At 53.6% G+C, this 21,850-nt stretch carries 19 protein-coding genes; 3 read left to right on the top strand and 16 right to left on the bottom strand.

Annotated features, from left to right (window positions below):
- Positions 1-51: 51 nt before the first annotated feature.
- Entirely contained in the window at positions 52-1,656 is a 1,605-nt protein-coding gene (locus tag AC1DWB_RS00050) for a type 2 periplasmic-binding domain-containing protein (protein WP_477538968.1), read from the top strand.
- Positions 1,657-1,981: 325 nt separating this feature from the next.
- Here AC1DWB_RS00050 and AC1DWB_RS00055 read toward each other — a convergent pair whose 3' ends face one another.
- The 4 genes from AC1DWB_RS00055 to AC1DWB_RS00070 form a co-directional block, all read right to left on the bottom strand.
- Positions 1,982-2,617, bottom strand: coding sequence for an NAD(P)-dependent oxidoreductase (locus AC1DWB_RS00055; protein WP_477538969.1), 636 nt, complete (start codon positions 2,615-2,617; stop codon positions 1,982-1,984).
- Between the two features lie 30 nt (positions 2,618-2,647).
- Positions 2,648-3,304 (bottom strand): DsbA family oxidoreductase, encoded by a 657-nt coding sequence (locus AC1DWB_RS00060; RefSeq protein WP_477538970.1) that lies wholly within the window; start codon positions 3,302-3,304, stop codon positions 2,648-2,650.
- A gap of 39 nt (positions 3,305-3,343) precedes the next feature.
- A complete protein-coding gene (locus AC1DWB_RS00065; RefSeq protein ID WP_477538971.1) occupies positions 3,344-3,712 on the bottom strand; it encodes a DoxX family protein in 369 nt (122 codons plus the stop codon).
- Between the two features lie 142 nt (positions 3,713-3,854).
- A complete protein-coding gene (locus AC1DWB_RS00070) occupies positions 3,855-4,322 on the bottom strand; it encodes an Rrf2 family transcriptional regulator (protein ID WP_477538972.1) in 468 nt (155 codons plus the stop codon).
- A gap of 234 nt (positions 4,323-4,556) precedes the next feature.
- Between AC1DWB_RS00070 and AC1DWB_RS00075 the strand changes: the two genes are divergently transcribed.
- Positions 4,557-5,627 (top strand): hypothetical protein, encoded by a 1,071-nt coding sequence (locus tag AC1DWB_RS00075; RefSeq protein ID WP_477538973.1) that lies wholly within the window; start codon positions 4,557-4,559, stop codon positions 5,625-5,627.
- Positions 5,628-5,700: 73 nt separating this feature from the next.
- Positions 5,701-6,387, top strand: coding sequence for an N-acetylmannosamine-6-phosphate 2-epimerase (locus tag AC1DWB_RS00080; RefSeq protein ID WP_477538974.1), 687 nt, complete (start codon positions 5,701-5,703; stop codon positions 6,385-6,387).
- Positions 6,388-6,550: 163 nt separating this feature from the next.
- Here AC1DWB_RS00080 and AC1DWB_RS00085 read toward each other — a convergent pair whose 3' ends face one another.
- The 12 genes from AC1DWB_RS00085 to AC1DWB_RS00140 form a co-directional block, all read right to left on the bottom strand.
- On the bottom strand, positions 6,551-7,504 hold the full coding sequence (locus AC1DWB_RS00085; protein ID WP_477538975.1) for an ROK family protein: 954 nt from the start codon (positions 7,502-7,504) through the stop codon (positions 6,551-6,553).
- A 19-nt stretch (positions 7,505-7,523) separates the two neighbouring features.
- Positions 7,524-8,465: a DUF4434 domain-containing protein gene (locus AC1DWB_RS00090; RefSeq protein WP_477538976.1), complete on the bottom strand. Its 942-nt coding sequence runs from the start codon at positions 8,463-8,465 to the stop codon at positions 7,524-7,526.
- Positions 8,466-8,602: 137 nt separating this feature from the next.
- The gene (gene murQ, locus AC1DWB_RS00095; RefSeq protein WP_477538977.1) at positions 8,603-9,517 is read right to left on the bottom strand and encodes an N-acetylmuramic acid 6-phosphate etherase; all 915 of its coding nucleotides are present in this window, start codon (positions 9,515-9,517) and stop codon (positions 8,603-8,605) included.
- A gap of 144 nt (positions 9,518-9,661) precedes the next feature.
- Positions 9,662-10,660 (bottom strand): DMT family transporter, encoded by a 999-nt coding sequence (locus tag AC1DWB_RS00100; RefSeq protein ID WP_477538978.1) that lies wholly within the window; start codon positions 10,658-10,660, stop codon positions 9,662-9,664.
- 146 nt (positions 10,661-10,806) lie between these two features.
- Positions 10,807-11,718 carry a LysR family transcriptional regulator gene (locus AC1DWB_RS00105; protein ID WP_477538979.1) on the bottom strand — a complete coding sequence of 304 codons (912 nt, stop codon included), beginning with the start codon at positions 11,716-11,718 and terminating at the stop codon, positions 10,807-10,809.
- Positions 11,719-11,855: 137 nt separating this feature from the next.
- A complete protein-coding gene (gene ald / locus AC1DWB_RS00110; RefSeq protein ID WP_477539150.1) occupies positions 11,856-12,965 on the bottom strand; it encodes an alanine dehydrogenase in 1,110 nt (369 codons plus the stop codon).
- 490 nt (positions 12,966-13,455) lie between these two features.
- Complete coding sequence (locus AC1DWB_RS00115) at positions 13,456-13,923, bottom strand: RidA family protein (RefSeq protein ID WP_477538980.1); 468 nt, start codon at positions 13,921-13,923, stop codon at positions 13,456-13,458.
- A gap of 38 nt (positions 13,924-13,961) precedes the next feature.
- Positions 13,962-15,566 (bottom strand): N-acyl-D-amino-acid deacylase family protein, encoded by a 1,605-nt coding sequence (locus AC1DWB_RS00120; protein WP_477538981.1) that lies wholly within the window; start codon positions 15,564-15,566, stop codon positions 13,962-13,964.
- A 90-nt stretch (positions 15,567-15,656) separates the two neighbouring features.
- Entirely contained in the window at positions 15,657-16,769 is a 1,113-nt protein-coding gene (locus AC1DWB_RS00125) for an alanine racemase (protein WP_477538982.1), read from the bottom strand.
- Positions 16,770-17,426 (bottom strand): helix-turn-helix transcriptional regulator, encoded by a 657-nt coding sequence (locus AC1DWB_RS00130; RefSeq protein WP_477538983.1) that lies wholly within the window; start codon positions 17,424-17,426, stop codon positions 16,770-16,772.
- 367 nt (positions 17,427-17,793) lie between these two features.
- Positions 17,794-19,455 (bottom strand): PhoX family protein, encoded by a 1,662-nt coding sequence (locus AC1DWB_RS00135; RefSeq protein ID WP_477538984.1) that lies wholly within the window; start codon positions 19,453-19,455, stop codon positions 17,794-17,796.
- Between the two features lie 171 nt (positions 19,456-19,626).
- Positions 19,627-21,798 (bottom strand): hypothetical protein, encoded by a 2,172-nt coding sequence (locus AC1DWB_RS00140; RefSeq protein ID WP_477538985.1) that lies wholly within the window; start codon positions 21,796-21,798, stop codon positions 19,627-19,629.
- Positions 21,799-21,850 lie beyond the last annotated feature (52 nt).

Consider the following 21,850-nt stretch of genomic DNA (forward strand, 5'->3'; position numbering starts at 1 on the left):
TTATGAAATTGGCTTCTAATGTGGTAAGTTAAAAATGGAGGGGAATCGTCAATGCGTTTCAAAAAAATCGCAACATCGTCCGCCGTAGTTTTATTGTCAGCTAGCATGCTGGCCGCCTGTTCTAGTGGAACCGGCACCAAGAAGGAAGACCCTACGCCCACGCCTGGACAGCAACAAGGGGCCAAAACAGATGATAAGTCCAAAAAATTCACCGTCACTTCAATCGACTACCGGTACGCCGGTAACGTCCCTCCCGCCAGCGGCAAAGGGATTGAGCTGATTAATGAGAAATTCAATATCAACTTCAAACCACAGATGGTCGTCGTAAGCGACTACTTGCAGAAATTAAGTGCCGTCGTAGCTTCCGGAGAGCTTCCCGACATCATTACCCTGGAGAATCATCAGGATGCGAATTACACCAAATGGGCGAAGCAAGGTGCGTTCCTGCCGCTAGACGAGTTCATGAGCAAGTACGACAGCTTCAAGCTGATCCCGGACAACATCAAGAAGTCCGTGATGGTCGATGGGAAGATGTACGGGATTCCAAGATATTCGGCGGTCAACTATGCGCTCACTCCGATGATTCGTAAAGACTGGCTCGATAACCTGGGCTTGAAGATGCCGACGAGCTATGAGGAATTGAAGCAGGTAGCGCTCGCTTTTACCAAGAACGATCCGGACAAGAACGGCAAGAACGACACCTACGGCTTGGCCATGTCGTCCAACATCAACCCGCCTTATTCCATGGGTGCATACTGGGACTTCTTATCCTGGTATCACAAGGATACAGAAGGCAACGTCGTACCGGGTATCATTACCGAGACGCGCAAAGAGCTGTTAATGTGGCTTGCTGATCTGTACAAACAAGGGGCAGCCACCCCGGATTTCGCCGTATTGAACTGGGGCCAGACGAACAACGAATTCTACGGCGGCAAAGCCGGTATATTCATCGGTACGCCGAGAGGTATGAACGAATCGTTCTCCCAAGCTCTATCCGACATCGCGCCGAAAGCTATATTGGAGCCGATCCCGCCATTCAAAGCGCCTGACGGTTCGCAAGGTTACGCATCCGGTCAAGGGTTCTCCGGCATTACACTGCTGAACGCGAAGCTGGCCAAAGACCCTGAGAAGCTGCAACGCATTCTGGAATTCCTTGATTATGGACGCAAGTTCTATCCGTTCGACCAACGGAATGCAAGCAATAAGGATTTTGATTGGATCAACGGTAAGGAAAATTCCGGGTACAAGATCGAGAACAGTCAGTTGAAATTGGAAAGCGGAGAAAAAGGACTTAAGCCGATTGACTACTACCCGGATAGCTCCGGATGGGCGCCAAGTGACGCTGCCAATGAATTCTCGAAAAACTATAAGGTGCCGATTCTGAAGTCCGCAGCTCAACTGTTCGAGAAAATGCATACTGACACAAAGCATTACTTCAACCCTGTGAACGCCGTCTTCTCGGAAACCCGCCTCTCCAAGGAAGCGGATCTGTGGAAGTACATGTACGAAGAGCAGACGAAGATGATCTACGGCCAACGTCCGTTCACTGATTGGGATAAACTCGTGAAGGAATGGAAGGATAAAGGCGGTGCTCAGATGATCAAGGAAGTTAACGATGGTCTGAAGGCAGCCAACATCAAGGGCGAGTGGAAGTAAGAATGAAGTTATGAGTCTGTCCGACTCAAGCAAATCCGTGAATATGTATTCATTCCTGCGGTTATTGCGGGAAAGGGAAGGCACTCCACCGCTGTTGAAATTCAAATTGTTTTTAATTAATGTTGTGGTTACAATTGGATTTCAAAGGCGGCCGTAAACTCTACGTACCATCCCCTTTCCCTCCATAATCCCTATGAATAAATATTCACGAAAATCAGATCGTCGGACAGACTCCTAAGTTAGAAGAAAGCAAGAAAGGCCACCCGACGATGTGCCGGGTGGCCCTCTTTTCACTCAGCGGTCTTTCACGCCGAAGACATTAACTTCAGCTGCTAATAGCTGGGGATTTGCGAACATACGTCGTCTCCTGGGCTTGCTGCAGGAAGAACGCCGCCAGATCGGCTCGTGACAGGCCGCTGCCTAGTCCTTTGTGGCCAAGATAGCCGACCTTTACTCGCTCACTTCCAGCCTTGTTAGTCAGCAGCGGAACGCGCACGATGGTCCAATCCAACCCGGACGTGCGCACGGCTTCACCGATTCTTCGAATCTCGTCATAGGCCGGGCGGATGAACGTCTTCACCGTGAATACCATGAAGCGGTACTTGAGATCGAAGCGATCCGCAGGGTCTGGGACGCTTGCTGTAGCCAAGGCTACTAGTCTTCGGACGCCGTTTTTCTTCATTGCGGCGATAATGTGCTGCGTCCCTGTACTCAGAGGTGCTCCTTTAATTTTCCCCGCAGGTCCTAACAAGCTGATCACTGCATCTGCCCCGCATACGGTGCACTCGATGGCCGACACATCGGCTAGCGTTCCTGCCACGATTGTCAGTCGATCATCCTGCATATGTGCCAGCTTGCCGGGATCGCGCGCGAATGCGGTAATCTGATGGCCTTGCTGCAGCGCTTGCTGGATCAACAGACGACCCGAAGCACCTGTTCCGCCGAAGATGGCAATGATCATTTCCCCGCTCCTTCTAGCTTATATGCCTATCTATAAAACGGTTAGAGGATGTTCATCGTTCCACGCTGTCTGCAGGGCTTGGAGAAACACTACACTTGCCTGTGCGCCAGATATTCCGTACTTGCGATTAATGACGTAGAACGGTACTCCATTGGCCCCCAAGCTGCTCGCCTCACGGCCTTCGGCCTGCACCTCTGCAGTGAATTGGGTCCCTTCCAGCATCTCAACCGCCAGCCCGCGATCCAGTCCTGCCTCTTCAGCAAGCCCGGCAAGGGTGTCATGATCTCCAATGTGCTTGGAATCGGTGAAGTATGCTCGGAATAGCAACTCTGCCATCTCAACCCGTTTCCCATATTGTCCCGCAAAATGGATCAAACGATGCGCGTCAAGTGAATTCGCCGGAATCGCATGATCGAATCGGTACGTCAATCCAAGAGCTGCCGCTTGTTGAATAAGATCATCGTGCATCTTCTTCGTCTGTTCGCGACTAATCCTATACTTGGCGGCAATAAGTGCGTAAATGTCTTGAGTCGGATGCTTGGGTGCGCTCGGGTCCAGTTGGAAGCTGCGGTAGATGACCTCCACATCTTGCTTATTCGCGAATTGCTCCAGCCCGGCTTCGAATCGGCGTTTCCCTATATAGCAGAACGGACAAGCAATGTCAGACCACACTTCTACTTTCAACATGCTTCTCTCCTCTCGTGATGTAGTATGCTCAGGATTCCATTATCCTGGAAAATTCGTAAATTCACTGCGTTGAATGATCGCAATCACGAAGGCCAGAATCATAAGCACAACAGCTGGTGCTGTTTGACCGAATGTATCTTTTACACGAATGTGAACCCCGGTTCCCACCAGCATGGTGATACCGAGCCCAAGTCCTGCCCATGCTGCCCAGCTAGGCTCCCATATGCCTACAATCAACGCAGCCGCTAAAACAAATTCGACCAAACCGGTTACGACCCGGAACCATTGCGGCAGCCTCCACTTCTTGAAATTATCTACATGCATCTTTTGGCCCATCATCTTCGTGATGCCCCCCATTAGGAACAAGAATCCCAACAAGCCTTCCAATACAATAGCTGCGATATTCATAATAACTCTCTCCCCATCCGCTCTTACTGAGCTCATATAAAGCACAGTTAAGTGTAAAATTAAAGCTGCAGCCTCACCATGACTGCAACTTACATAAGCACATTATAGGAGCGATGCGTTATTTTGGCAAGGGGAATTATATTTATTTGTTGCAAGCACCGTCATCCTTTCCCGAACAAGGGGCGAAATAATCGACGCGATCCATAATATCCGCGATCGTGTGTTGCCTCAAGTATTCAATTGTCGTCTGTTCGGCTTCCCCCATCAGCTTCTCCAGAACAGCATCCAACTGCTGTCCAGCAGCCCCGCAATCAACATCTTCCTCATGAGCGGAGCATTCCGCCCTCACAGCCATGTATACATCCGCCAATGTAATTTGATTCGATGCCTTGCCGAGGGTGTAGCCTCCATCCCGCCCTTCTCTGGCTTCGACGAGACCGGCTTGCGCTAATGTTTGCAGCACTCTTCGCAGGAAGGTGGCATGCGAATTCACTTGCGATGCAATCGTAGCACTAGACAGCACTCCGCCGATCTGGGTCATCCAGACAAGTGCGTGTACCGCAATCCCGAAGCGTGGAGGTCCTATAGGTGTCCCGCGGTTCGTAGTCATTATGTTAGTCACTCCCTCCACCGTACTCCAGCTTTTCTGCAACATGTATAAGCACATTATAAATGTTTTTCAAGTGATCAACAATGTTGTACGGGATGCTGGCAATATGTAGCGATACCTAAATGGTTAGAATATAATATCCATTTACAAATAATTTTTCGGAATTATGCTCCATAACTATGTTATAATCTTGTATGAGGCTGCACCAATCAAACCAAGGAAGAGGAGACTTACATGAAGCAGATCGCTGGAATTATCGACCAGATTGCTCCCCTCTTCGACCGCTTGCTTCGCAGGGATGAACAGAACGGAAGTTGGACCATCTACGACGACGAACTAGGAGCTGAAGCAAGCTGCTGTACAACAAGCGCTGCCGCCTCCTTATATGCACTGCATGCCCAACTGAATGACCACCCGGGCGGACTAACGATCGCAGCGGGTTTAGCAGAAGATGTAAGACGCCGACAATTGCACTCAGGCGCATTCGGCCAGCCCTACTATGTACTGCATGGGGAAACCGGCACGGTAGACATCGCCGAAATTGGTGCGTCGGCCAACAATCTATACTTGGTCTATCAGACGACTGGAAGCGCGTTGGCGAAGGATAGCTTGATCGCATCGGCCCAATACTTGCTTACCCAGGTAGCAGAAGAAAATCCCGGAGCCGTATATAAAAATCCAAACGCCAAGATGCATGATGTATTAAACGGTGATATATATGCCGCCCACACGTTCGGCCGGGCGTACGAGCTGACTGGAGATTCCTTGTATCTTGCCAAAGCTGAGGAGATCGTCCTGCACGTAATGAATCGTTTCAGCTGGCACAGCGAGGGCTGGTGGCCGTATACCGAGCTGTGGGACGGTTCGATTGGTATGGGCAACAGCGTTGCTTATCAGGCTACTATTGTAGCGTTCGCCCATCCAGTGGCACCGTTATTATCACCTGCCGTCCGCAGTCAGTGGGAGCAGGTGTCGCTTGCTGCCGTGAAGACGATTGTCGATGCGCTCCAGCAAGGGCCTAACGATGACAATGAGGTGCCCTGGTGGTGCCGGGACTGGAACAATAGCTCTGAGATTATGCTTGCCCTGGCTCACTATCCGCAGCTCCCGGAGGCCAAACGCTATGTCGCAGAGCGTCTTGACGCGATTGAATCCGGTCTGGCCGAGCATGGGATCGACTTTTTTAAGCCAAAGGTCCAGCATGACGATCCGAATCGGTCACCTGTCACCACGACGTTCCGTAAAGCGGCTACGTTGGCGGCGATATTGGGGCATTTGGCAGATCGGACGACTGAGCGGGATTAACCCCTTGAGATACAGCAAGAGCGAGCGCGTTGAACATCATAATGAGCATCAAGAACAGGAGTGTTCGATACCTATGAACCGCATTTTTAGTCAAAGAGGCCTTATCGTTTCTTGTCAGGCTCAACCTGGGGAACCGTTGTATTCGCAGGGGACTATGGCCCTGATGGCTGTAGCCGCTGCGCAAGGAGGCGCCATCGGCATTCGGGCGAACGGCCCTGCTGACATTCGCGACATCAAGAAGGCTGTCCAGCTTCCGGTTATCGGCTTGCTGAAGCGGGATATTCCAGGCTCCGACATCTATATCACCCCCGAGCTGGAAGACGTACGCGCTATTATCGAAGCAGGCGCCGATGTGGTCGCGCTCGATATGACCGACCGCGAAGATCGCGCGGAACGCGTGAAGTCGCTCATCGCCTATTGCCATGAGGCTGGCGTACAAGTGATGGCGGACATCTCCACCCTGGAGGAAGGGTTGCTCGCCGAACGTCTCGGCGCCGACCTGATCTCGACCACGATGTCTGGCTATACCCCTTACAGCCCGCAGCAGGAAGGGCCGGATCTCGATCTAGTGCGTCAGCTGAGTGCGCAAGTCAGCACGCCCGTCGTGGCCGAAGGGCGCATTTGGAGCCCCGCTGAGGCTGTGCTCGCGTTGGAAGCCGGCGCCGAGTATGTTGTCGTCGGCGGCGCCATTACGCGCCCGCAGCAGATTACGGCGAAGTATACGGCGCAAGTGGACGGCTGGCTGCGGCAGGAGCGGTAGGGTTCAGGTAAGACGACACGGTAAGCGAGACATTAAGAAAAACCGTCCGGAAGATCACAAGGATCACCGGGCGGTCCTTGGCTGATGAGTTCAGTTAGCCCGGAATCTTCGGTTCCACCCCGAAAACTTATTCTTTCTTACATGACAAAGAAAGGAGCCTTCCCTACAGGGAGGCTCCTTCTTGTGCGCGCTGCAGCGCCAATCGAGCGGCGCCCGCAAAACCGGCGTGCTCGCCGAGCGTTGCAGGTATGATGGCCATGTTATCGTAGGCCGGCATGACTTGCCGGGAGACATTGGCACGAATTTTATCGAACAGGTAGTCGCCCTGGGCGGTGACAGCGCCCCCAATGACGATAGCTGGTGGATTGAGCGCATGCACCAGATTCGTCAGGCCCAAGGCCACGTACTCGGCGTACAGATCGATGACCGCCGATGCCTGGGCATGGCCTGCCCGCGCCCACTCGAACAGCGTCTTGGCGGAATGGCCCAGCTCCGCTAGATCAATGCCACCCTCTACCGCCAACCGCAGCAGGGCCGTTACCGAAGCATACTGCTCCCAGCAGCCGGTCAGCCTGCAGTTACAGGCTGCCCCTCCGTGCTGGATCACCATGTGCCCGAAGCCGCCGCCATAACCGTCGCGCCCATAATACGGGCGCCCGTCCACAACAAGGCAGCCGCCTACGCCGGTGCCGAGCGTAATGCAGACGAACGCGTCCCAGTCGCGTCCCGCCCCGATCCATGCTTCGCCCATGGCGAAAGCATGGGCATCGTTGGCAAGCGCAACCGGCAAGCCGGTGTTGCGCTCCATCTCGCTGCGCAGCTGCACGCCTGTCCAACCCGGCAGGTTGGACGTGGCATAGCCGATGCGGCCCTCGCGGGCGTTCACGTAGCCCGCTGTCCCTACGCCGAGCGCGATCGGCGTCCAGCCGCGCTCCTCAGCCGTCGCGCGCTGCTGTGCCGCGATGTCGAACAGCTTGGACAGCAGCGTATCGCGGCTTCCCGTACGCGCTTCGGTAGGAACGGTCAAGGTATGCAGAATTCGACCGTCCTTATCCAAGATGCCTGACTTGATATTCGTGCCCCCAATATCAATTCCCAGAATTACTTCTTGCTCCACGACTCTTCCCTCCTATTCGTCACAGCAGGCCTTGCTCGCGCATCCACCCCGTATAATCGGTGTACAGTTGCACCGACGATTCGTGCCCGGCATGTACCGGACTGCCTGGTTTGTTCATGAGACCTAGATATTGATAGCACAGTACCTTGTCGGCGTAAGCCGATACGATAGCCAATTGCTGCTGTATTCGTTCGAATGCTCCTGGATGGAGCACCTTGCCCTCGAAGCGAAATAGCTCCATATCCGCCCACAGCGGCTTTCCGGCACGGTCGTGAATGTCCCGCAGCCGTGCAAATGTCTCATTGGCCGCTTCATAGGTCGTCCGATTCACGCCGATCTCATCCTGGTAGGCAATATAGTCGACCTCCAGCGCACGAATCTGCCCCACGAACTTGTCGTCCGCCACTACAGAACGCGTTCCGTACGGGGCGATCAATACTTGTTGCGGGCCAAGTGACCGGCAGAAATTAGCCAGTTCATTCGCATAGCGAATATAAGCATCAGGGAAGTAAGTATGAATGGCGGCCTCCACAGGGAAATACCACCCGGCGAAGGAGGAATGTTGACCGTATCGTGCAATCAGCTCCTTGGCGATGTCGAACCGCAGTTGCGAGGAATCCCCATTCGTAGACAAGGTGCCCATGATCGGTGTCGTGAAAAATCCCAAGCCAATAAACAGCCGCATCTGCAACCCATCCGCTGCCTGCAACACAGCCTCCAGCGGGTCAGGGCAGACGGTGTCCCATCTCCAGGGTAACACTTCAGAAGGATAGAACGCCTTGCCATGCAGCGCCACGCTTAGCAAAACAAGCGTATCCAGTCCGGCCTCCGCCATCTCGGTCAACTTGAGATCCCAGTCGGCAGCGGTGAACCGTTGCGTTGCGGCATTCCATGTATCGCCTTCATACGGGTTGCAATGATAGAAATCAAACCACGATCCGGTTATACGTTGCAGAGCCATTCGCACACCTCCTCTATTCCAGTTAACTTACTCCGCTGTTTACTAGCTATTCCTTAAGCCAGCTTCAACCCTCTATGTCAAAACCGGTAGCTGCCCCTGTCGATCGAAAACCGCCTGAATTAGGCTGCCCGCCCGACTTAGCTTCCCGCCAGCAACAGCGCTTCACGGACAACTCCACCAGCCCGCTCCAGCAGGCGGTGCGCCTCGCCGGCGTCCACATCGGCGAGCAGCATGACGATGCTCGCCTTGACATGATCGCCGGCTTGCGTCATCGCCCGCTCGACCGCGGCGTCGTCTGCTCCGGTCGCCATGCTCACGATGGTACGGGCGCGTTGGCGTAGCTTGTCATTGCTCGGGTCCATGTCAACCATCAGGTTGCGGTACGCCTTGCCGAGCTTGACCATCGTCGCCGTGCTGATCATGTTCAGCACGAGCTTCTGGGCGGTGCCCGCCTTCAGGCGGGTCGAGCCGGTCAAGGCCTCCGGGCCGACCGGCACCTCGACCGCCCAGTCGGCGGCAGCGCCAATCGCCGAGCCGCGCGTGCAGGCGAGCGCGATCGTCGCGGCGCCGACTGTCGCCGCGTATTGCAGCGCGCCGACGACGTACGGCGTGCGCCCGCTTGCGGCGATGCCGACGACGACGTCGGCCGCCGACAGCTGCCGCTGCCGCAGCTCGGCAGCGCCTTGCGCGGGATCATCCTCCGCCGATTCATCGGCGTGATCCCGTGCGACGCCGCCGGCGACGAGTGCTTGCACGAGCTCAGGCGATGTCCCGAACGTCGGCGGGCACTCGTAGGCGTCGAGCATGCCGAGACGTCCGCTCGTGCCAGCGCCGACGTAGAATAGCCGGCCGCCTCCGCGCAGTGCTGCGGTAATGCGGTCGACGGCCTCCGCTACGGCGGGAAGCACAGTGGCCACAGCGCCCGGGACGAGCGAATCCTCAGCATTCATCATCTTCAGCATATCCAAGGTTGTACTGTTATCGAGCTGGTCGGTTCGGGGATTCCGCTGTTCCGTATCCAGCTTTCGTATATGTTCAGGTTGATGTTTCATCCTATTTCCTCCTGGCCCCTATTATATGGAGTTAATTTCCGCTAATTAATAACAAAATGGAGCACTACTCCATTATAAGGAGCGCTCCTTCCGCTGTAAAGCTTATCGTTGTTAATCGTACGTCCGTTCCCAGCTACCGAGAGATCAAGGAGTCGCGCTTCGATTGCCCGACGTCTGTAGCTTGCTCTCCGTCGCCTTACCCTCCGTCTTTTCCGACTCACCCGTCACTGCGACAGACTCATTTGCCTCAACCGACTCTATCTCCTGCGACGAAATATTTCTCATGGCCCGAACCGCTTGCGCAGTCGCCAACAACACTCCGCCGATAATGAGCAGTGATCCGATAATCTGCGTACCCGTTACGGCTTTGCCTAAGATCACATACCCGAGCGACATGGCTACGAATGGTTGCAAGTTCAGGAACACCGCCGCCTTCCCTGCCCCCACCTTGCGCATTTCCCGGTTCCATACAAGGCCGCACACGACCTGCATAACCAAGGCACATCCAATGAGCAGCGCCCAAGCCCACGGCTCCGTGCTCATGTCGAACACCGAATCGCGGATCAGCGCGACTGGCAGCAGCATGCTAGCCCCGAGAACCGTGGTATAGGAGGTGGCGAAGAAAGGATCGCGGAATTCTGTGAATTTGCGGGTGAGCACCATGGAGACGGCAAAGGTCAACATCGCGATGAGCATCCAGATCTCGCCGACCGAAATCGTCAGCCCTTTGCCCGACCCGACTACGAAAAAAACACCCATCACCGCCACAACCGACCCAATCGCCATCCGCAGCGTCATCCGTTCACGCAGGAAGATGGCCGCAAGCAAACTGACCGCAATAGGAGATAAGGCGGTAATGAGTGAAGACACAGTCGGATCGGCATGCTGCAGCCCTATGTAAAAAGAAGACTGATTCACCAGCGTGAGCAGGCTGAGCGGGATCAGGAACTTCCAGTCCCGCCGCGTCGGCTTCACGATCCGGCTCGTCGCCCAGGCGAAACAAACGTAGAAGGTTGATGTCACGGATAACCGTGCAATCGCAAGAAGCATCGGAGGGAACTGCTCTACCAGAATCGCGCCGAATACGAAGTTACTCCCCCAAATCGTCACGCAAAACACTAGCCAAGCGTACGAACGCAGCATGCTCTTGCTCCTTTACTGTACCCGCTTCCGGTTCAATGTCTCCTCCCATCATACTCGCGAATCCTACATATAGCGAAAAGGCAATTGTACGAGAAAAAGCGGTATGCCGCTCGTAACCGGGCATTCCCGCTCATATCCTCTACGCTTCATACATTTCCTGCGTGAGGAGTGACTGGTATAGACTCGAGAATAACTGCATCCACGAACAGCTTGACTATGCCCTGAATAGGCTTATCCTTGAGCGTAATCAGATCGTAGCTGCGATGGATCGCTGCAATTTCCGGCACATGGGCAATGTGAAGTCGGCCTGCTTCTACTTCGCTCTTCACGGAGAGGCGCGGTACAATCGCAATGCCTGTTCGATTCCGCACAAGCCCGATCATGGCCTCGATACTGTCGATCTCCATTAGCGTCTTTTGCTGCAACCCCTGTTGTTGAAATACTTCGGCGATCAGCTTCCAATCCTCCGTCCCCCGGGCGAACGAAATCAGATTCTCCTGGCTCAGCTCGTCCAGTGTGACGGTGTCCTCCCGCTCGAACTCATGGCCTGGGTAGACCACCACAGCCATCGCGTCATCGAGCAGCCGTACAGCCTGCACATCTGCGTGCCGGATGGAACGAACAATGCCCACATGCGTTTCATGACGCAGCACCATGTCCAAGATTTGATGGGAATGCCCTGTGGATACCGAAAGCTTCACCTTGGGGTACTTTCCGTTGAATGCGTGCAAATAATCGGGCATCAGATGGTTAGCCGCATATAGCACCGTCCCAATCTGCAGTGAGCCCTCAACCTGGTCATTCAGTCGCTGGATCGCCAATCGCCCTTCCTGAACTTGGTTCACGATCGTCTCGGCATATGGCACGAAGGCTTGACCTGCTTCGGTCAGCCTGATGCTTTTACTGGAACGTTCGAATAGCAAGCTGCCCAACTCATTTTCCAACTGATGAATTCTGGAACTGACGGTAGGCTGTGTCAAGAACAACAATTCGCCCGCACGGCTGAAATTGCCGGTACGGGCCACGTATAGAAACGCTTCGATTTGTTGAATGTTCATGATGTCCGGCTCACAACTCGCTTTCATTTGCACCCGAATGCAAGGGATCCTAACTTGTTATCCTACAGTTTCGGCTTAACCCTGGCAAAATCCTGCTCCCTCTCAGGCAACAGGCGGCCCATATTCAAGCTCGCATACTATGCCAACACCGGTTCACGGTAGGCCAGCTGCAATGAATCCGCTACAGCCTTGTGCGTAATATGACCGTCATGCACGTTCAATCCGGTGCTGAACCCATGATTGCTGCGAAGTGCGCTCAAGCCCTTGTCGGCTAGCTCCAAGATGTACGGCAATGTGACATTCGTCAGTGCCATCGTCGATGTACGGGCTACCGCAGCCGGCATATTCGCGACCGCATAATGCAGCACGCCGTGTTTCTCGTACACGGGATGGTCGTGCGTGGTTGCGCGATCAATGGTCGCAATCGATCCGCCTTGATCGACCGCCACGTCGACGATGACGGAGCCCGCTCCCATCGCACGGACGGTGTCTTCCGCGACCAGCTTCGGCGCTTTGGCACCCGGTACAAGCACGGCTCCGATCAACAGATCGGCCGATTGGGCAGCCTCCTGAATGTTCCACGGATGAGCCATCAACGTCTTGACCCGGCCGTTGAATAGATCGTCCAATGCCCGCAGTCGGTCGGCCGATTTGTCCAGAATCGTCACGTCCATGCCTAGCCCGAGCGCGACCTTGGCTGCATTCGTTCCTACGATGCCTCCACCCACCACTGTCGTCCGTGCGGGCGCCACACCCGGCACCCCTGCCGGCAGAATGCCTTTGCCTCCAGCGAAGTTCAGCAGGTAATAAGCGCCTACCTGTGCCGCCATCCGCCCCGCTACCTCGCTCATCGGGGTCAGTAGCGGTAACGTACCGCCGCTGCTCTGCACCGTCTCGTAGGCGATAGCGGTCATGCCGCTCCGGGTGAGCGCTTCGGTCAGCTTGGGATCAGCAGCTAAGTGCAGGTAGGTGAACAGGATACGGCCTACACGGAAATACCCGTATTCCTGCTCTACCGGCTCCTTCACCTTTAACAGCAGTTTCGCGCCATTCCACACTTCTTCTGCACTGTCTATTAGCGTACAACCTGCCGCGGCATATGCTGCATCATCGAAGCCGCTCTTCGCCCCAGCTCCCCGCTCGACCCAGACTTGATGTCCAGCACCCGTCAGCATCCGGGCCCCGCCCGGGATGAGTGCTACCCTCGCTTCGTTGCTCTTGATCTCTCTTGGTACACCTATGATCATCATCGAACCCTCCAACCTTGGCAGTAAGTGAAGCTAAGCCAGCGTGCCGCCCTATGACCCCTTCTCGCAATAGCTTTATCGTTTTGTAGCTTACCACCAAGTCGAGCGGCTGACGAATAGAAAAAACGCATATCCGGTATGGCATATTTCAATAGTTCACACGTGTTGGCAGTTTACTCTTGAACAAAAAAATGATCAATAGCGGAACTCAGTTCCTTTATTTATCCATTTCAAAACAGACATCTTGAAATAAAGGAACTCAGTTCCCTTATCTTCAGTTGAGAAGGGTTTCTTCACCCCTATTCGTGAGAATAGAAGAACTCTGTTCCTCTATTCTCACGAAAGAAGGCCATGATTTGCAAATAAGGGAACTGAGTTCGCTTATTTGCAAAAGCACGGCCACATGGTATTCCGTTTTTTGTTAGGGTCACGCAGTCAAACGACCGACCTCAGTAGTAAAGCCATGACCGGCTTACTGCCACCCCAACAATCAATCGCGAATTTCCGCGATGATCTCGATCTCCACCGGCGTATGGAACGGCAGCTCATTCGTGCCAATCGCCGATCGGGCGTGCTTGCCGTTCTCGCCGAACACGTCGACGAGCAGATTGGACGCTCCGTTCATCACATACGGTTGATCCGCGAACCCTGGCGCACTATTAACGAATCCGAGCAGCTTCACGATGCGAACGACGCGGTCGAGGTCGCCCAGGTATCCTTTCATGACCGCCAAACAGTTCAATATCGTTTGACGGGCCGCTTCCTGGCCTTGCTCAATCGTCAAGTCACTACCCAGCTTGCCTTCATAGATTAGCTTACCGTTGCTGTCGCGGCAATCTTGGCCGGACAAGTAGATCAGATTGCCGGTCTGGCTGCACGGAATGTATGTGAACCGTGGCTGAGGAGAAGGGGGTAGGACTAGGCCAAGCTCTTGCAATCGTTGTTCAATCTGTGCCATGAGGGCACCTCCATTTTGGATAAGTTACTTGCTAACTTTCAATGATGACAGCAATGCTCCGCCCGGATAAGCGTGCCTTCCCGAGCGTGCGTGTGTTGCTTATGACTCAGGGACACTTGTCCTCTCACCAACACGTGACTGATGCCTTCGGGATATTGCCGCGGCTCCTCGAAGGAGGCCAGATCTTGAATCGTATTCGGGTCGAACACTGTCACGTCGGCGATATAACCAGGGACGAGAAGTCCGCGCTTGCCCAGTTTGAACCGCTGTACCGGGAAGGAAGTCACCTTGCGCACCGCCTGCTCCAATGACAGCACTTTCTGCTCCCGCACATACTTGGCGAAGAGGCGTGGGAACGAGCCATACAGGCGCGGATGCGGCTTGCCGGTCTCGCATGTCAGGCTGTCGGAAGCGATCAGCGATTTCTCATAGCCGATCACCTGCTTCACGTCGTCATCCGACATATGGAAGAAGACGATCGAGATACGTCCCTCTTCCTCCAGCAGCAGGTCGAGCATGCAATCAACCGGGTGTTGGCCGCGCGTCTCACTGATCTCCGCAATATGTTTGCCTTCCAGGCCGAGATTGGCTTCGGTATGTACCGCCGAGATAATCACGCTCTCCCAGCCAGTCGAGCAGACGAGATTGTCCCAATCCTGCTGCTCCTCCCCTAGCTCCTCGCGAATTCTCGCCCGTATCGAAGGGTCCCGGAACCGCTCCAAAGCGCTCTCGATTCCGCCTTCGAGCGCCCAAGGGGGCAATACGGTCGTTAAGGTCGTGGAGCCCGCATTGTACGGATACACGTCTACTGTAACGTCCATTCCCCGCGACCGGGCGTCCTCGATCAGCTCCAACGCATGGATCACCTGGCCCCAATTGCGCTTACCTGCAGCCTTCAGATGGCTGACGTGAAGCGAGACGCCCGCCTTCTCAGCAATCCAGATCACTTCCTTCACGGAAGGAAGCAGGTTGTTGCCCTCACCGCGAATATGCGTCGAGAACAGACCATTGTACTTAGGCAGCACGGAACACAGCTCGGCGATTTCCTCACGCGACGTATAGCTGCCTGGTGCGTACAGCAACCCGATTGACAAGCCGATCGCGCCGGCCTTCATGCCTTCCTCGAGCAGCTGCTTCATCTGAGCCAGCTCATCGGAAGTGGCGGGCCGGTTGGCGAAGCCCATCACCGAGATGCGCAAAGCCCCATGCGCGACATAGGTCGCAATATTCTCAGACGGATTCGAACGGGCGACCGTCTCCATGTATTGCTCTACGGTCTCCCAAGGCCACTGCCACTTGGTCTTGCCGAGCACTGGCTGTACGTAGCTCTGCAGATGCTCGGCTTGGCTCTTCACGAACGGTGCCGGCGCCAAGCCGCAGTTGCCGACGACCTCGGTCGTCACGCCCTGCTGCATCTTGATCTCACTATAGGGATGATCCAGAATCATCAGGTCGGAATGGCAATGCCCGTCTATGAATCCCGGGGAAATGACTTGCCCGTGCACATCGATGACTCGGTTCGCCTCTATATCCAGCTTGCCGACCACCGCTATGACGCCGTCCTTGATCCCTACATCGCCGAACAGCCATGGATTACCTGTGCCATCCACAACTCTTCCGTTTTTAAGTATAAGATCCAACATGATGTCTGCCTCCCCGTAAGTACTCCAAATACCGGCGGTTCGCGAGTGTCTGGTTAGCTGTGTGGGTGTTTGGTTCGCTCTTCTTAAGCCCTATTCCAGCATCCCGCGCCCAAGCACAGTGACGCGCTCCTGACCGTCTGCATTCTGCATGATAATCGAATTGTGCAAGTTGACCGTGCTGCATATATGGTTCGGGATAATCGACAAGCGATCCCCCACCTGCGGATTCGCAGCCTGAGCAGCAGGACCGAGCTTAAGCATCCCATGCTCCTCGGACGTTCGCTCGAATACCGCATCATCAAAGCCGACAACGCGCCCGAAGCCGACCAATTGCAAAGGAACTGTATTCGGCTGCACATCGGTGGCGAATGTTTTGCTGCCGCCATCAACAATCGCCAGATCGGCCGAAGGCCGGCTGACGACCGTGACTTGTACGGTACCCGCACAGTCGTCCAACTCGCATACGCCAAGCTTCGCTTGCATCACGTCGTAGAACACGTACGTGCCTGGGCGAATTTCCGTCACGCCCTTCACAGCCGCGGCATACGCCGAAGTAGGTGTAGAGCCGACGCTCACGTCCACAATTGGGATGCCCTCCTGGCGTAGCTTGTCAGCTATGCTGACCATAAGCTCGCCTTCTTCCAGCCCTGCAGCTTGCAAATCCAGAGTAGCCTTACCTTGCAAGATCATGCCACGGAACGTATAGATTCCCGTAAGCCGCAAGTTGCTCATCTGATGAACCCGGTGTGCCAGCTCTACGGCATGATCATACAACACGCCGGTTCTACGAAGCCCGGTATCGATTTCTAGCCGAACCTGCAATACGTGGTTATGCTTAGCAGCCGTCTCGGACAGTAAGGTCGCCCCTTCGATGCTGTCGACGCCGACGATAAGCTCAATCCGTTCACTTAGACGGATAGCACGTTCAATCTTGCTAACACTAACTAAGGGATAAGCTATGAATATATTAGTAATGCCGTTATCTGCCATAACTTCCGCTTCCGACACTTTCGCCACCGTAATCCCGGCAGCTCCTGCTTGCAGCTGCTGATGGGCAATCTTCGGAATTTTGTGCGTCTTGGTGTGGGGACGCAGATTCACTTGATGTTGAGCGGCCATCTCGGCCATCCGGGCAATATTGCGCTCCATCCGGCTTGCATCAATGATTAAACAAGGGGTTTCGACCTGTTCCAATCGACTCATTTACTGTGCACGCTCCTCATCATTGCTTTTAATTTCTTCCAAATGGCTGTACAACGTATACTTCGAAATATTGAGGTACTGACATATTCGTTCGCCGCCCTTCTTTACTAGCAGGGCTCCCTTACTGTCCAGAAGCTGAATCATGCGCATCTTATCATCCTTTTGCATCACCGCAACCGGCTTACCTACTTGCTCCTGCGCTTCCTGGATAAGAGCATCGAGCAGATCGCTTACGTTACTCACGAACGATTCCTTGATTTCGCTAACTTGCCCAGCCTTTGTAAGGGAATGCAGCGTCTTCTCAGCAATAAGTAGCTCGGTAATATCATAATTGATGCATAGCGAGCCGATTGTCGCACCCTTGCTATTCTTCATGTAGATTGAGCTGGAACGAAGCATGCGGCCATCCTTCGTCTGAGTCACATAATTATATTTATTGCCATTCACCTGGTTCCCTCGCAGAATCTCCAGTCCCAGATTCGTACCGGGATCTCCGACTTTGCGGCCTGTAATATGTCCGTTCTCAATCGCTATAATCGTGCTGTCGTAAGACCGATTCAAGTCATGCAGGACGACCTCACAGTTGCTGCCGAATTGGGCGGCCAAGCACTTGACCAGATCATGAAGAAATTCCGATTCGTCCTTAACCGATTCCAACTACATCCCACCCTTCATAGTTGTTGATTCAGGTATGACCTGATTCCATGATCACAAGAAAATCACGGATTCAGGTATGAGTCTATCACACCCTTTTTTATTTTCAAACAAAAAGTTTGTTAGCCAGAAAAAAAGTATGATATTGTATGGCCTAAAAGCCTGAAGGAGACGTTCATGAGGCGCTGGTTGGCCAAAATCGTTAAAGCGCAAGCTGATCTTATTCCTTCTGTTCGTTCTGCTGCTGCATGACCGCAGGCGCTGTTAAGGGCTAGCAAGACCCGACTCAGAATCAAGTCACGCCAAAAGGCCGCATCTCCTCAACAGGGATGCGGCCTCTCTTCTTTCTACTAGCTCGATATCTGGGCTGTTACTTGAAGCGGAATCCACGAATAGCGACTACCCCACATCTCGGCATCGTATCTCCCTTACGATGCGGCCACATGCTTGTCGGCTTGGCCAAGTCCGTCGTATTCTCGCCGGGATGCTGAATGGAGAGGAATAACGTCCGCTCATCCGGGGTGAACCATGGACCGGTCAGTTCGGAATCCTTCGGGGCCGAAGCGAACTGCAGTGCTTTTCCCTTGCTCGGTCCGGAGGTCGGCACGACGAACAAGCCATTGTTCAGGAATGTCTTGTACACGCCCTTACCGATACCGCTTCCGGTTATGTCTGTGACGATCCACAGGCTGCCACTGCTATCGAAGATCAAGTTGTCCGGTGAGCTGAATCCGCTCTGACGTCCGCCTGCTGCGAATATTTCGAAGTCGAATTCCAGAGCGCCCAGGTCATCGCCTTTCTCGAAAATCCGCGTAATGTGTCCATGAATATTGCCATGATTGTCATTGTTCGTATGGGCAATGAACACGGTATTGTCGAATGGCGAAATCTCGATATCTTCCGGACGATCGGTCGGTGTGCCGCCCATAATCAAGGCAGCTTCTTGACAGAACGTAACTACACCGCCTTGATTCTTGAATTTCTCCAACCAATCGGCTTTCGTTCCTTTGACCGCTGATGGCAGAGCGAACTTCTCGTCCTTCAGCTTAGCCTGCACCGCTTCCGCCGTCAACGCAACCCATACACCTTTCTTCAAATCAGCAACATACAGCGTCCCTTCCTCAAGCAGAGATGCATTGCTCCGCCCTTTGGCAGGATCGTAATAACCTTTGCTGATGAACTTATAAATGCAGGCGTCCTTCTTGTCGTCACCTTCATATACAACGATTCGTCCGTCTTTGGTGAGCCCCATTGCCGTATTCTCGTGATTGAATCTCCCAAGTGCTGTGTGCTTTTTCAAATAACTTCCGTCAAACGGATCCACCTCAATGACCCACCCGTAATGAGTAGAATTCAATCCAGCGGCAGCCGCCGTTTCGCTGAAGTTCTCTTCGCAAGACAATACCGTATTCCACAGTGTCATGCCCCCGGAGCAGTTGGCGAACGTACCTTGCGTGACCTGCTGGTTGCCGATCGCTTCCGCTCCTCTTGCTGGACCAGTGAACTCGAATGACGAGAATCCGTTAATGCGACGTGCATGCTGGGAAGTCTTATCTACGCTCCACACGCCCTTCTCATCCTGGACAATCTCAATGACCGATGCACCCTGATTGTATAACATCTTGTTCACTTGATCCTTGGACCATTTCCCGCCCTCTTGCTTGCCAAGTACAAAAATGTTCGTAGCTTCATGATTCGTAAACAGCAGCCCGCGGGTAGCCGATCCGTCTATTGGGAAAAAGCAGTTGAAATCGGCGTTGTGCCCGAACGTATCGCCTGCCGCGTTGATGACATCCCCATATACAGCGACCACATCATACTCGAATTGTGCGGGTATAAGCAGCTCATCCGCCGAAGACGCTACGATCGGGTCGAAGTGTCCACTTACGCGATTCGTCTCGAAGCCGAATAGATGGTCAGCCGCTGCCTCCACCTTATCATTGACTAACAAGCCGAATCCTGTTGAAGCCGCAGCTAATGCAGCTGCCCCTGTTCCCATATAGCTCAAGAACGTACGACGATTCATATCCATGCTCTACACTACCTCCCCAAAGTTATGGTCCTTTGTACAAGTGTAGTCCGTCCAGATTAAGGGAGTGTTAGAAGCAGGTTGAGATATTGTAAATTTGGTAGGAGCGATAGAAAAAGAGGGGTCCCATCAACCGACGGTTCCCCTCATTCTGCACCTTTTATTCGATTTGCCTTACAGCATGGATTTCATTAAGCCTAGCAAGTTGTCAAACGTTTCGTACAGCTTCTTCGTTTCATCCTTATCGGCGAGAATCGCTTTCAACCGTTCCGGATTAATGTCGGACAGCACCTTGAATTCATCCTTCATTTTATCCACGAGCGAATTGAATTTCTCTACGGATATGGTGGACCCGTATACGTTGTTCTTCTTGGCATAGTCCATGAACTTTTGTTCCAATTCCGAGCTGCCGAATTTCACGTTTACTTCGCGCTTGTTGCCATTCCCGTCGCTCACGTAGAACAGCCCGGAACGACTATTGCCGGAGAGCGCCCGGAGACTGAATTTGAACTTGCTGTCCCCCGACCCGATCTCGAAATCATAGCTCGGTCTGAAGAGATTAATCAGTTTCTTGCTCCAGCCCAGCGCAAACGAATTGCCATTGCCGTGATTGCCGTTACCGTTGTTCCCGTTACCATTATTGCCATTACCGTTATTGCCATTTCCGTTGCCGTTGCCGTTTCCGTTTCCGTTACCATTTCCGTTGCCATTCCCATTGCCGTTTCCATTTCCATTACCGTTCCCCGGGATAACCCGATTGTTCCAAGCCGTAATCTGCTCTTGAATGGAGTTCCAGAGCTGATCCGTCTTCGACGATAACGTATCATTGGCCACTGCATTGTATTTTCTCTGAACACCCGTCAGCGTGTCGCTCAGTCGATCACTCAACCCGGTGCCGAATTCCCCGCGCACACCGTTCACCCATGACGTCAAATGGTCCAAATACAGCTGCTTTTCCTCCGCAGAGATCCGGTCGGGGTCTTTCTGAATGGCTGCCTTCACTTCATTCAAGTAGTCATTCGCATCCAATTGCAGGCCCGTGTTCCATTCATTCAAGAACCCTGCTGCGGTCTGATCCCCGGCGTTGCGGAAATTAATCGACTCTGCTACAAACTGCGTTAACGTAGCTTGAACAGTACTGAGTGTATTGCCCGCTTGCTGTTGGAGCGTCTGACGCAACCCCGCAGGCGCGCCTGCTAACGCATCTCCTGCATTCAGCTTCTTCACATCGATCCACCCGCTGATCTGTTGGGCGAATGATTGCTTCTCTTGATCCGAGATCGTATCGGAGTCGTTGAATACGGATGCCGTGATGCTGTCCAGCAAATTCGATGAAGACGCACTCAATGCGCTATCCCACTTACCATAGGCTTGACGAGTTTGATCTACTAGTCCTTTGTAAGTTTGGACGGCTGACGCTACCGCAGTTCGGTAAGTTTCCTGGATCGTGTTCAACTTGTCGCTTGACGATTCCAGTAAAGTATTACGAATTCCGGTGGGTACGCTCTGCAAGCGGGTTGTTAATCCATTCTGCTTGCCTGAGGCCCAATCCGTGATCCATTTATCGAAATTGTCGAGATCTTCCTGGGTAATAACTCCGTCTGCATCCGCAGTCAATTGGTCCGTGACGCGTTTCACCAGGTCATCCGCATTGCCCAAGTTGTCGTTCCATTCCTTGTACACCGCGCGTCCTACGCCTGAAGCAGCAGTATGCGCCGCTACCTCTGCACGAATATTCACCCACATATTGTCGGACAATTTATCCAACAGCTTATCTGCCTTGCCAAGCAACTTCAGAGAGATGTCCCGATCGGAGCTGCGAAGCTTGTCGGACAGCCCGTCATAGAGCGACTCCGTCCAGCTGTTCATATTGTCCCTCAGCGCGGCCAGCCCCGCTTCACTGATCTCCGTAGGCGAAGCATCCAAAGTTTGCTTAATTTGCTTCACATACTGGCTCTCCAACGCGGATAAAGAGGCCTTCCAATCTTTGAAAATCGACTTCGCTTGGGAGTTCCCCGACGAATCCGGTTTATCTGGTTTGTCGGGTTTGTCGGGTTTGTCTGGCTTGCCGGGCTTATCCGGGCGATCCGTGTGATCCGGCTTATTCGCCTTGTGCTTATTGGTTGCAGCAGCTGACGAATTATCTGTCCCTGCAGGTTGTTGCTTGCCCTTCTCATATATAGCGACCAAGTTAGGGTCTCGACTGACACTGTTATGATTCGTTACAGCAGGCGTATGATCCTCGTTAAGCTTCTTCGCCGCTCTCACCTTGTGGGACTCCTGGGATATAGCATGCTGGTTATGTGTGGACCACGTCGAAGTTGATGACTTATTAGAAGAAATCATGGGGTTTCCTCCTTAACAATTTCGGCCTATAAGGCAATTAGTGAACAAAAAA

It is taken from the genome of Paenibacillus sp. P4_E11 (assembly GCF_056401635.1).